The organism is Comamonas sp. FG99, assembly GCF_057808605.1.
Window position 1 is genome coordinate 71,967 of sequence record NZ_JBMDII010000010.1, and the last position, 10,921, is coordinate 82,887.

The following is a 10,921-nucleotide window of genomic DNA, read 5'->3' on the forward strand; positions in this document are numbered from 1 at the left end:
GTCGGTTGCAGGCGTCAGGATGCCACGCCGGCCAGGTGGCGCGCGGCCACCCAGCCGAAGGTCAGGGCCGGGCCCAGGGTGATGCCGGGCGCCGGGTAGGCGCCACCCATCACGGATTGCATGTCGTTGCCCGCCACGTACAGGCCGGGTATGGGCTGGCCCGAGTCGTCCAGGGCCTGGGCATGCTGGTTGGCGGCGATGCCGCAGGCGGTGCCGATATCGCCAGGGTAGACCTTGACCGCGTAGTAGGGGCCGTCGCCCAGCGGGGCGAGGCAGGGGTTGGGCTGGTGCTCGGGGTCGCCCAGGTAGCGGTTGTAGGCGGTGCCGCCCTTGCCGAAGTCCGGGTCCCGGCCTTGCGCGGCGTATGCGTCGTAGCGCGCGGCGCTGGCCTGCAGCTTGTCGGCAGGCAGGCCCAGGCGGCCGGCCAGCGCGGCCAGCGTCGGCGCCTGCAGCAGGTAGCCGGCATCGATCAGGTGCTGGCGCGGGCGTCCGCCGGGCAGGGCCAGGCCCAGGCCCCAGGTGTCGATGAAGCGCTGGCTGCAGACCAGGAAGGCGGGAACAGCGTCGGCCGGCGTGCGCTGCATGGCCAGCACGAACTCATGGTACGAGGTCGATTCGTTGACGAAGCGCTCGCCCTGGGCATTGACCGCGATCAGGCCGGGCTTGGCGCGGTCCCACACCAGGTGCGGATAGTGCAGCGGCGGCTGGCCGGCGCGCTCCAGCACCGATACCGGCGCCCAGAATGCGGGGCTGGCATAGCCGCTGCCCAGCGCCGCGCCAGCATGCTCGGCCAGGCGGATGCCGTCGCCGGTATTGGCGCGCGGCGCCATGGACCACAGGCCCGCCGGTGCGGGGTAGGTCTGCTCGCGCCGCTGCGCATCCCACGGAAAGCCGCCGCTGGCCAAGACCACGCCGCGGCGCGCGCGGATGTTCAGCGGCTGGCCCTCGCGCGTCACGGCCAGCCCCAGCACGCGGCCGTCGGCATCGCGGTGCAACGCCTGCGCGGCGGTGTTCAGCCAATAGGGGATGCCGCGCTGGATCAGGCCATGGAACAGCTGCGCCGCCAGCGCATTGCCCAGCAACAGACGGGTGCCGCGGTGGTAACCACGCAGGCGGTCGGCGCCATAGCGCAGCACGAGCTTCATGGCATGGCGCCAGGCCGTGAACGAGCGGGTGGCGCGCAGCAGGTGGCGCACATCGGTGATGTTGACCATCATGCCACCCAGCACGGTGAACTCCTTGAGCGGGTCGCGCAGCTCGCGAAACTTCGCGCCCAGCTTGCGACCGTCGAACTCCACCGGGTCCAGCGAGCGGCCGCCCATGGCGGCGCCGGGACGGTCGGGATAGTAGTCGGGTGACGCAGTGCGTGCAGCCACCTGCAGAAAGCCGCGTGCGGCCATGTCGTCCAGCATGCGCGGCCCGGCGTCCAGGTAGGCGCGCTGCATGGTGTCGGGGGACGCAGCGCCCACGGTCTGTTCCAGATAGGTCCAGACCTGCTCGAAGGTGTCGGGATGGCCGGCCCCCTCGGTCTGCGCGTTCAGCGGAATCCACAGCGCGCCGCCGGAGATCGCGGTCGAGCCGCCGATGCGGTCGGTCTTCTCGATGAGCAGCACGTCCAGCCCCGCCACGCTGGCGGTCAGCGCGGCGCTCATGCCGCCCGCGCCCGCGCCGACCACGAGCGCGTCGACTTCCTGGTCCCATTGGATGCTGTCCATACTGCCTATGCTCCCGCGCCGCCCAGCGATTTGCCGCCGTCCACGAAAATGACCTGGCCGGTGATGAAGTCCATGCGCGGCGAGGCCAGGAACGACACCGCGTTGGCCACGTCTTGCGGCTGGCCGGCGCGGCCCGTTGGTTGCAGCGCCAGCTGCGCGGCCAGGCGCTCGGGCGACAGGTTGCGCAGCAGCGGCGTGTCGATCAGCCCGGGAGCGATGGCGTTGACCAGGATGCCGCGCGGCGCCAGCTCCATGGCCGAGGCACGGGTATAGCCCACCAGCGCGGCTTTCGAGGCCACGTAGTGCGGGTGGTTCTTCGCGCCCAGGTAGGCGCGCGAGGCAATATTGACGATCTTGGCGCCGGCAGCCATGTCGCGCGCGGCTTCCTGCGTCAGCGTGGCCACGGCCAGCAGATTCACCTCGTACATGCGGCGGTAGTCGTCGCTCGACACGTCGAAGAACTTGCGCTCGTCGAACAGGCCGGCGTTGTTGACCAGCGCGGCCAGCGGCGCCAATTCCCGCGCCAGCGCGCGGGTGGCGGCCTCGTCGGCCAGGTCGACGGCGCGGTGCTCCACGTCCAGCCCTTGCGCGCGCAGCGCATCAGCCTCCTTCGCGGCCAGTTCCGCATTGCGGTCGGCCAGCACGACGCGAAAGCCGTCGCGCGCCAGCCGTTCCACGATTGCCAGGCCCATGCCGCTTGCGCCGCCCGTGACCAATGCCGTGCCCAGATCCATGATGCTTCCTTATACGGCCAGGTAGCCGCCGTCCACCGGCAGCACCACGCCATTGACGTAGCTGGCCATGTCCGAGGCCAGGAACAGCACGGGGCCGACGATCTCGTCGGCGCGTCCGGCCCGCGCCATCGGCGCGCGCCGCAGGTACCAGTCGGTGCCGTTGGCCTGCGCGCGCTGGCCGGCGGTCATCTCGGTTTCCATCAGGCCGGGAGCGACGGCGTTGACGCGCACGCCATGCGGCGCCAGGTCGCGCGCCAGCACTTCGGTGAACGAGCGCATCCCGCCCTTGGAGACCACGTAGCCGGCGGTCGAGATGCCGCAGCCGTACGCCACGATCGAGCACAGGTTGACGATGGCGCCGCGGCTGGCCTTGAGCTGTTCGACGAAGGCGTGGGTGACGTTGAAGCTGCCTTGCAGGTTCACGTTCATCACGCGCTCCCAGATCTGCGGGGTCTGTGGATCGTCGAATGGCGCGCGCGCCGAGATGCCGGCGTTGTTGACCAGCACGTCGATGGCGCCGTGGCGCGCTTCGCATTCGGCGGCGAAGGCGCGCACCGCCTGCGCATCGGTCACGTCCAGCGCCGCGTCGACGGCGCGGCCGCCCGCGGCCGCGATGGCCTGGGCGCTGGCACGGGCCAGCACGGGATCGAGATCGGCCACGATCACGCTGGCGCCTTCGCGGGCGAAGCCCTGCGCGATGGTGGCGCCCAGGCCGCGCCCGGCGCCGGTGACGAGGACCCGCTTGTCTTGCATCATCAAAGTCATGGTTTTTGCTCCTAGCCGCCCAGGTAGGCGCGCTGCACGCCCTCATCGCTGGCCAGCGCCGCCGATTCGCCCTCCAGCGCGATCTCGCCGTTTTCCAGGATGTAGGCATAGCTGGACACCGATAACGCCAGCTTCACGTTCTGCTCCACCAGCAAGATGGTGATGCCCTGCTCGCGGTTCAGCCGCAGCACGATGTCGAAGATCTGTTCCACCACCAGCGGCGACAGGCCCATGGACGGCTCGTCCAGCAGGATCATGCGCGGGCGCGCCATCATGGCGCGGCCGGTGGCCAGCATCTGCTGTTCACCGCCCGACAACGTGGCTGCCTTCTGTTCGAAACGCTCGCGCAGGCGCGGAAAGGTGTCGCACACCATGTCCAGGTCGCCCTTGACCGCCTGGCGGTCCTGGCGCAGGTAGGCGCCCATCTCCAGGTTCTCGCGCACGCTCATCTCGCGGAAGATCTCGCGGCCTTCGGGCACCTGCACGATGCCGCGGCTGACGATGGCGTCGGCCGGCTGGCGGTGGATGGCCTCGCCGGCAAAGCGCACGCTGCCCGCGCTGGGCGTCACCAGCCGCGAAATCACGTTGAGCGTGGTGGACTTGCCGGCGCCGTTGGCGCCCAGCAACGCAACGATGGCGCCTCGCGGCACTTTCAGCGACACGTCCTGCAGGGCGCGGATATTGCCGTAGGCGGCGCTGACCGATTCGACTTCAAGCAGGTTTTCAGCCACCAGCGGCTCCCTTGCCCAGATAGGCTTCGATGACGCGGGGGTCGCTGCGCACCTGCGCGGGCGTGCCTTCGGCGATCTTTTCGCCGAACGACATGACGGTGATGCGGTGCGAGATCGACATCACCAACTGCATCACGTGCTCGACCAGCAGCACCGTGATGCCGTCGCGTTCGCACAGCTCGGTCAGTAGCCGATCGAGCGTCTCGATCTCGCGGTTGCGCAGGCCGGCGGCGGGTTCGTCCAGCAACAGCAGCTTGGGCGAGATGGCCAGCGCGCGCGCCAGCTCCAGCATCTTCTGGCGGCCGAAGTCCAGGCTGCACGCGGGCGTGTCGAGAAAGTCCGCCAGGCCCACGCGCTCCAGCAGGTGTTCGACGCGCTCGCGCGCCTCGGCGTTGGCCGGGCGCAGCAAGCGCGCCGCCGTGTTGGCGCCGTGCGCATAGGTGCCCAGCAGCGCGTTCTCGCGCACGCTCAGGGCGCCGAACAGCTCCAGGTTCTGGAAGCTGCGAGCCACGCCCAGCGCGGCCATCTCGTGCGGCTTCTTCTTCGTGATGTCGATGCCGTCGAAGACGATGCGGCCCTGCGTCGGCCGGTAGTAGCGCGAGACGCAGTTGAAGGTGGTGGACTTGCCGGCGCCGTTGGGGCCGATCAGCGCATGGATGCGGCCGCGCTCGACCTGCATCGACAGGCCGTTGATGGCGGTCAGGCCGCCGAACTTCACCGTCAGGCCCTGGACGTCGAGATAGGGTTGGGCACTCATGCCGCACTCCTTTGTACCGCCTTGGCTGCGCGGCGCACGCCCTGGCGACCGGCGAACAGGCCCTTGGGCGCGAACATCATGAAGCCCATCAGGATCACGCCGTAGATGATTTCCTGGAACGACAGCGCCTGGCGCAGCAGTTCCGAAATCAGGCCGAAGCCGATCGCGCCGGCGATGGCGCCGCGCACCGAGCCGATGCCGCCCACCACCACCATGGTCAGGATCAGGATGGTGGTCTGAAAGCCCAGGCTTTCGGGATGGATGAACGAGGCGAAGGTGGTGTACATGCCGCCGGCGATGCCGGCGTAGGCGGCCGACAGCGTGAAGGCGGCGCGCTTGATGGCGTTGACGTTCACGCCCATCGCCTGCGCCGCCACGTCGCTCTCGCGCACGGCGCGAAAGGCCGAACCCAGCTGCGAGCGCGACAGCGCCACGGTGGCCCACAGCAGCAGCGCGGCGATCATGACCACGAAGGGATAGGCCTTGATGTCGGACACCAGTTCATAGCCGAACAGCGTGGCCGGCGAGATGCGAAAGCCGTTCGACCCATGGGTCACCGACTGCCAGTTCAGGAACACCCATTGCATCGCCTCGCCAAAGGCGAAAGTCGACAGCGCCAGGTAGATGTCGCGCATGCGCAGCGCCAGCGCGCCGATCAGGTAGCCGAGCACGGCGGCCAGCAGCCCGCCCGCCATAATCGAGACAAAGAAGGGCGGATGCCACAGGTTGTTGATCAGCCCCGCCGTATAGATGCCGACGCCGTAGAACGCGGCATGCGACAGCGCGAACTGCCCGGTCTCGCCGATGACGATGTGCAGGCCCAGGGCCAGCACCACGAACACCATCAGCAGGTTGACCACGTAGATCACATAGCCGCTGGCCACGAACGGCAGGGCCGCCAGCACCACGGCCATCAGCGCCAGCAGGGCGCAGTCGGTCTTGGATTTCATACTTTCTTCACCTGCAGTTTGCCGCCCAGCAGGCCTTGCGGACGCAGCAGCAGCACCACCATGATGGCGACGAAGGGCGCCACCACGATGGCGTTGGTCGAAATGAACAGGCCCACCAGGTTCTCGGCCACGCCGATCACGAAGCCGCCGACCACCGCGCCGGGCAGGCTGGTGATGCCGCCGACAATGGCCGCCGCGTAGGCCAGGATGGCGATGTGACCGATGTCCGGCGTGATCAGGATCTTGGGCGTGATGAGCAGCGCGGCCACGGCCGAGATCAGCCCGGACAGCGCCCACACCAGCATGCGGATGCGCGTCAGGTTCACGCCCACCAGGCGCGCGGCCTTGGGGTTCATGCCGACGGCGCGCATGGCCTTGCCCACGCGGGTATGGGTGAACATCAGGTACAGCAGCAGCATCACGCCCACGGCCACGGCGAAGATCACCAGGTCCAGCTGCGTCAGCACGGCGTCGCCGATGAGGATGGCGTCGGTCGGGGCCAGCGGCGGCAGCGAGCGCGGCGTATCGCCCAGCCCGCTCTGGCGCACCAGCCCCTTCAGGGCGTAGGCCAGGCCCAGCGTGGCAATCACCAGCTGCACGCCCACGCCCTTGGATGCGATGACGCGCTCCATCACCACGCGCTGGAACAGCGCGGCCACGATGGCCACCGCCAGCAGCGTGACGGGAATCACGACCAGGTAGGGCCAGCCCAGCACCAGGGTCAGGAACAGGGCGATGTAGCCCCCGACCATGAAGATCTCGCCCTGGGCGAAATTGGGCACGTCGGTGGTCTTGAAGATGATGACCACGGCGACCGCCAGCAGCGCGTAGACGCTGCCCGTCACCAGCCCCGACAGCACCCCCTGCTGCAGGAACAACCAGATATCTGACACGCTCATGATGTTCTCCGGCGGGGCCGCTCCATTGCGGCCACCGATTACGGCTTGTATTGCCAGACGCTCTTGAATGCGCCGGGGACCAGCGACATGCCCGCGCCGTCGAACTTGATGTAGATCGCCGACTCCTGTGCCGCATGGTCGTTCGGCCCGAATTCGATCGGGCCGGCCATGACGCCGGAATCGAACTTCATGGTCTGCAGCGCGGCCAGCACTTTCTCGCGGGTGGGCTGCGGGCCGGCGGCCTTGAGCGCATTGACCACCGCCATCGCCGGCGGAATGCCATAGGGCATGTAGGTCTGCGGATGGCCGGGCTTGGCGGCCAGCTCCGGATAGGCCTGCTTGTACATGTCGTACACCCAGGTCAGCTTGGGGCCGCCGGGCAGGTCGGAGAGCACGTCCTGGATGTAGACGTTCTTGAAGGCGTCCTTGTTGCCGACGTTCTCCACCAGCTGCTTCAGGTCGGCAGTGCTGTTGACCGCCAGCACGATGGGCTTGTTCCAGCCCAGCTCCTGCGCCTTCTTGACGATCAGCGCCGCCGGGCGGGCGTAGGTGGTGAGCAGCAGCACGTCGGGATTGGCCGCGCGGATCTTCAGCATCGGCGCGGTGACGTCGGTGATGTTCGGATTGACCGATTGCACCTGCAGGCTCACGCCGCCCAGCTGCCTGGCCTGGGCCTGCGCGGCCTCCAGGTTCCAGCCGCCATAGGCGTCGTCGTGGTTGATGTAGCCGACTTTCTTGGCCTTCAGGTGTTCCGAGGCGAACTGCACCATCGAGCCGCCGACGGCGTGCTGCGAGATCGAGAACGCCCCGTAGATGTACTTGGACGGCGGATACAGCGCGCCGTCGCCCGAGGCGTTCAGCATCAGCAATGGGATCTTCTCGCGCTCGACATATTCGCGCGCAGCCACCACCGCGGCCGAGCACGAGCCGCCGTTCAGCAGGAACACCTTGTCCTGCTCGGTCAGTTTCTTCACGGCCGCCACCAGGTCGTTGGCGTTGCAGCGGTCGTCTTCGATCACGAGTTCGAGCTTGCGGCCATGGATGCCGCCTTCCTGGTTGACCTTGGCGTAGTACATCTTGGCCGCGTTCATCACGTCGAAGCCGTAGGCCATGCCGGCGCCCGACAAGGGCGCGAACAGCCCAATTTTGATGGCCTTGTCGCTGATTCCGGGCTCCTGCTGCGCCTGAGCGCCCGCGGCGGCCGCCAAGGCGCAAAGCAGGGCGATGAAGCAACGATGAAGTTTCATGATTTGTCTCCTGTTCCGGGTAATGCGCCGTGCTGGCGGGCGCGGTGATGGCGGCCTCACCGCCGGGCTCGAACTACTGCATGCGATATCCGCCATTCACATCGATGATGCTGCCGGTGATGTAGCCGGCATCTTCCGAAACCAGGAAGCGCACGGCCGCCGCCACGTCTTCCACCGTGCCAATGCGGCCCAGCGGGATCGCCTGCGCGGCAGCGGCAAGCGCGCCGCTGCTGCTGACGGTGCTGCGCAGCATGTCGGTATCGATCAATCCCGGTGCAATGCCGTTGACCGTGATGCCCAGGTGCGCGGATTCGCGCGCCATGGCCTTGGTCAGGCCCAGCACGGCGGACTTCGCGGCGATGTACGAGGCGCTGGAGCGGTAGCCTCCCAGCTGCGCCGCGACCGAGGTGAAAGTGACGATGCGGCCATGGGCCACAGGCGCGGCCTCGCGGCGGCGCAGGAATTCGCGGCCGCACAGGAAAACGCCACGCGCGTTGACCGCGAAGCTGCGCTCCCAGATATCCAGCGTGGTGTCCTTGATGAGCGGCCGCTCTCCGTTGGGCTGAAACAGCAGCAAGCCGGCAGCGCTGACCAGCACCGCGATGGGGCCATGGGCCTGCTCGATCTGGCCAAAGGCGATTGCCACCGCGCCTTCGTCGCTGACATCGAAGGCATGGGCCGCGTGCGGAGCACCCAGCTCGTGCGCCACCTGCCAGGCGCGCTGGCCATCCACGTCCGATACCACCACGCGATAACCGGCATGCGCCAGTTTCCGGCAAATGGTGGCGCCGATGCCACCACCACCACCCGTGACCAGGGCGATGCGGGCGCCTGGCGCGGCGGCGGGCGTGGATACATTGGACATGCGGTCTCCTGTGGCGTGTCTTGCCTGCCAATGAGGCTAGAACGGTTGGCTTGAATTTTTTGCGATTATGTATACATGAAGAATTTCAAGCATAGGTAATTACCCCTATCAATCCTCAAACCAAGTCGGCATCAGCTCCTAAAACCCAAAGACATTGCCCACGCCTTTCGCCACACACAGGCCCCATGTATACAATGACGCATGGAGACACTATCTCAACATGTGACAGACACGTTGCGCAACTGGGTGCTGCATGGCAGGTTTGGCCCCGGCGAGCGGCTGGAGGAAATCCCGCTCGCGCAGATGCTGGGGGTGTCACGCACGCCGGTGCGCGCCGCCCTGGCGACGCTGGGCAACGAAGGCCTGCTGGAGCACCTGCCCAAGCGCGGCTACACGGTGCGGGCCTACGACATCGGCGAAATCGTGGCGGCCTACGAAGTGCGCGCCACGCTCGAAGGCCTGGCCTGCCGGCAGGCGGCGCTGCGCGGCCTGTCCAGCGCTGCGGTGGCGGTGCTGGAGCATTGCCTGGACGAAGGGGATCGCATCCTGGGCAAGGGGGTGTTGCTGCAGGAAGACCACATGCCATACCAGCAGATGAACATCACCCTGCACAACAGCATCCTGGATGCCGCCGGCAACCCGTGGGTCAAGCGCTTCGCGACGCAGGCCCAGGCCATCCCCTATGCCTCGGACCGGATCATTCTCTGGGACGATCACGGCATCATCCTGCGCTCGCACGACGACCACCATCGCATCGTCAACGCCATCATCGCGCGCGACGGTGCGCGCGCCGAAGACCTGATGCGCGAACATGTGTACTACGCGGGCATCATCCTGCGTGCCAGCTACGAGAAGAACCTGCCGCCAGGCAAAGAGCGCGCGGCATAGCACTAACCGCACAGCGACAGCGCGCCCAGCAGCTGAAGCAGCACCGCCGGCGCCAGCCAGCCCTCGAACGCCCGCCACAGCAGGCTGGCCGCGGCGCCCCCCACCAGCGCCGCGGCGCCAAGGCGCAGAGCGGTCTTCATGCCATGCCAGCGGCCAGTGGGCGCCGCAGCAGCGGCCGGTCGTCGATGGGCCAGTGCAACACGGCGGCCAGCAGCCCCAGCGCCACCGAGGCGAACCACAGCCATTGGTAGGAGTGCGTGGCGTCGAACACCACGCCGCCCAGCCAGGCCCCGAGAAAGCCGCCCAGCTGGTGGCCGAAGAAGACAAAGCCGAACAGCGTGGCGATGTAGCGCACGCCGAAGATCTGCGACACCAGCGCATTGGTGAGCGGCGCGGTGCCCAGCCACAGCAGGCCCATCACGAACGAGAACACGTAGGCGCTGGCGGCGGATACCGGCAGCCACACGAAGACCGCCATGGCCAGCGCGCGCACCAGGTAGAGCAGCGCCAGCACATGCTTGCGGCGCGCCAGCTCGCCGGCATGGCTGCACAGATAGGTGCCTGCCACGTTGGCCAGCGCGATGATGGCCAGGCAGGCGCCGGCCTCGCGCGCGCCCAGGCCCTGGTCGAGCAGGTACGAGGGCAGGTGCGCACCGATGAAGGCGAGCTGGAAGCCGCAGGCCAGAAAGCCCAGGTTCAGCAGCCAGAACCCGCGGTGCGCGAAGGCTTCGCGGATGGCCTGCGCCAGCGATTGCTGCGCTTCATGGGCCGCCGGCGCCTGCGCCTCGCCCCGCAGGCACAGCGCCAGCGGCGCGAGCCCCGCCATACAGCCGGCCAGCACCAGCGCCACCGTGCTCCAGCCCAGGCCACCGAGCAAGGCCTGGGTCGACGGCACCATCACGAACTGCCCCAGCCCGCCGATGGCGCCCGCCATGCCCAGCGCCCAGGCGCGCTGCGGCGGCGCGAACAAGCGGCTGAGCGCGCCATACACCACGCCGAAGGCCGTGCCCGACAGGCCCATGCCCACCAGCACGCCGTTGCCCCAGGTGAAGCCCGCCAGCGTTGGCGACAGCGCCATCCACGCCAGACCCGCGGCATACACCAGCGCGCCGGCCAGCAATACCCGCAGCGAGCCGAAGCGGTCGGCGATCATGCCGGTAAAGGGCTGGGCCAGGCCCCACACCAGGTTCTGCAGCGCCACCGCAAAACCGAAGGCCTCGCGGCTCCAGCCGCGGTCGAGGATCACGGGCTGCATGAACAGGCCTTGCACATGGCGTATGCCCAGCGCGCCGCCCATGATGAGGCCGCCGGCCACCACCAGCAGCCAGCGCTGGCGCCAGCTCTTTTCCGTATTGCCCATGGAGTCCTTT

Annotated in this window: 12 protein-coding genes; 1 reads left to right on the top strand and 11 read right to left on the bottom strand. The window is 68.1% G+C overall.

The genetic code is table 11. The annotated features are described in order from the left end of the window. Positions 1–14 precede the first annotated feature (14 nt). The 9 genes from ACODRX_RS08920 to ACODRX_RS08960 all read right to left on the bottom strand — a co-directional run bounded on the left by ACODRX_RS08920 (position 15) and on the right by ACODRX_RS08960 (position 8,663). Positions 15–1,715 carry an FAD-dependent oxidoreductase gene (locus ACODRX_RS08920; RefSeq protein ID WP_488871036.1) on the bottom strand — a complete coding sequence of 567 codons (1,701 nt, stop codon included), beginning with the start codon at positions 1,713–1,715 and terminating at the stop codon, positions 15–17. A 5-nt stretch (positions 1,716–1,720) separates the two neighbouring features. Continuing rightward, complete coding sequence (locus ACODRX_RS08925; protein WP_488871038.1) at positions 1,721–2,449, bottom strand: SDR family NAD(P)-dependent oxidoreductase; 729 nt, start codon at positions 2,447–2,449, stop codon at positions 1,721–1,723. 9 nt (positions 2,450–2,458) lie between these two features. Further along, on the bottom strand, positions 2,459–3,214 hold the full coding sequence (locus ACODRX_RS08930) for an SDR family NAD(P)-dependent oxidoreductase (protein WP_488871039.1): 756 nt from the start codon (positions 3,212–3,214) through the stop codon (positions 2,459–2,461). A gap of 11 nt (positions 3,215–3,225) precedes the next feature. Next, the gene (locus ACODRX_RS08935) at positions 3,226–3,945 is read right to left on the bottom strand and encodes an ABC transporter ATP-binding protein (protein WP_488871040.1); all 720 of its coding nucleotides are present in this window, start codon (positions 3,943–3,945) and stop codon (positions 3,226–3,228) included. After that, positions 3,938–4,702 (bottom strand): ABC transporter ATP-binding protein, encoded by a 765-nt coding sequence (locus tag ACODRX_RS08940; protein ID WP_488871042.1) that lies wholly within the window; start codon positions 4,700–4,702, stop codon positions 3,938–3,940. The genes ACODRX_RS08935 and ACODRX_RS08940 overlap by 8 nt, the downstream gene beginning before the upstream one ends. Next, on the bottom strand, positions 4,699–5,652 hold the full coding sequence (locus ACODRX_RS08945; RefSeq protein WP_488871044.1) for a branched-chain amino acid ABC transporter permease: 954 nt from the start codon (positions 5,650–5,652) through the stop codon (positions 4,699–4,701). Before ACODRX_RS08945 ends, ACODRX_RS08940 begins: the two co-directional genes overlap by 4 nt. Continuing rightward, positions 5,649–6,551, bottom strand: coding sequence for a branched-chain amino acid ABC transporter permease (locus tag ACODRX_RS08950; RefSeq protein ID WP_488871045.1), 903 nt, complete (start codon positions 6,549–6,551; stop codon positions 5,649–5,651). The genes ACODRX_RS08945 and ACODRX_RS08950 overlap by 4 nt, the downstream gene beginning before the upstream one ends. A 38-nt stretch (positions 6,552–6,589) precedes the next feature. Beyond that, the gene (locus ACODRX_RS08955) at positions 6,590–7,798 is read right to left on the bottom strand and encodes an ABC transporter substrate-binding protein (protein WP_488871046.1); all 1,209 of its coding nucleotides are present in this window, start codon (positions 7,796–7,798) and stop codon (positions 6,590–6,592) included. A gap of 73 nt (positions 7,799–7,871) precedes the next feature. Then, complete coding sequence (locus tag ACODRX_RS08960; protein ID WP_488871048.1) at positions 7,872–8,663, bottom strand: SDR family NAD(P)-dependent oxidoreductase; 792 nt, start codon at positions 8,661–8,663, stop codon at positions 7,872–7,874. Positions 8,664–8,885: 222 nt separating this feature from the next. Here ACODRX_RS08960 and ACODRX_RS08965 point away from each other — a divergent pair, with 222 nt between their 5' ends. After that, the gene (locus ACODRX_RS08965) at positions 8,886–9,551 is read left to right on the top strand and encodes a GntR family transcriptional regulator (RefSeq protein ID WP_488871049.1); all 666 of its coding nucleotides are present in this window, start codon (positions 8,886–8,888) and stop codon (positions 9,549–9,551) included. Positions 9,552–9,553: 2 nt separating this feature from the next. Here ACODRX_RS08965 and ACODRX_RS08970 read toward each other — a convergent pair whose 3' ends face one another. After that, the gene (locus ACODRX_RS08970; protein WP_488871051.1) at positions 9,554–9,691 is read right to left on the bottom strand and encodes a hypothetical protein; all 138 of its coding nucleotides are present in this window, start codon (positions 9,689–9,691) and stop codon (positions 9,554–9,556) included. Next, the gene (locus tag ACODRX_RS08975) at positions 9,688–10,911 is read right to left on the bottom strand and encodes an MFS transporter (RefSeq protein WP_488871052.1); all 1,224 of its coding nucleotides are present in this window, start codon (positions 10,909–10,911) and stop codon (positions 9,688–9,690) included. Before ACODRX_RS08975 ends, ACODRX_RS08970 begins: the two co-directional genes overlap by 4 nt. Positions 10,912–10,921: the final 10 nt, after the last annotated feature.

Coding starts and splice junctions, on each gene's coding strand:
- ACODRX_RS08930 (WP_488871039.1), bottom strand. CDS start 3,214: ATGACTTTGATGATGCAAGACAAGCGGGTCCTCGTCACCGGCGCCGGG.
- ACODRX_RS08955 (WP_488871046.1), bottom strand. CDS start 7,798: ATGAAACTTCATCGTTGCTTCATCGCCCTGCTTTGCGCCTTGGCGGCC.
- ACODRX_RS08920 (WP_488871036.1), bottom strand. CDS start 1,715: ATGGACAGCATCCAATGGGACCAGGAAGTCGACGCGCTCGTGGTCGGC.
- ACODRX_RS08925 (WP_488871038.1), bottom strand. CDS start 2,449: ATGGATCTGGGCACGGCATTGGTCACGGGCGGCGCAAGCGGCATGGGC.
- ACODRX_RS08950 (WP_488871045.1), bottom strand. CDS start 6,551: ATGAGCGTGTCAGATATCTGGTTGTTCCTGCAGCAGGGGGTGCTGTCG.
- ACODRX_RS08960 (WP_488871048.1), bottom strand. CDS start 8,663: ATGTCCAATGTATCCACGCCCGCCGCCGCGCCAGGCGCCCGCATCGCC.
- ACODRX_RS08970 (WP_488871051.1), bottom strand. CDS start 9,691: ATGAAGACCGCTCTGCGCCTTGGCGCCGCGGCGCTGGTGGGGGGCGCC.
- ACODRX_RS08940 (WP_488871042.1), bottom strand. CDS start 4,702: ATGAGTGCCCAACCCTATCTCGACGTCCAGGGCCTGACGGTGAAGTTC.
- ACODRX_RS08975 (WP_488871052.1), bottom strand. CDS start 10,911: ATGGGCAATACGGAAAAGAGCTGGCGCCAGCGCTGGCTGCTGGTGGTG.
- ACODRX_RS08945 (WP_488871044.1), bottom strand. CDS start 5,652: ATGAAATCCAAGACCGACTGCGCCCTGCTGGCGCTGATGGCCGTGGTG.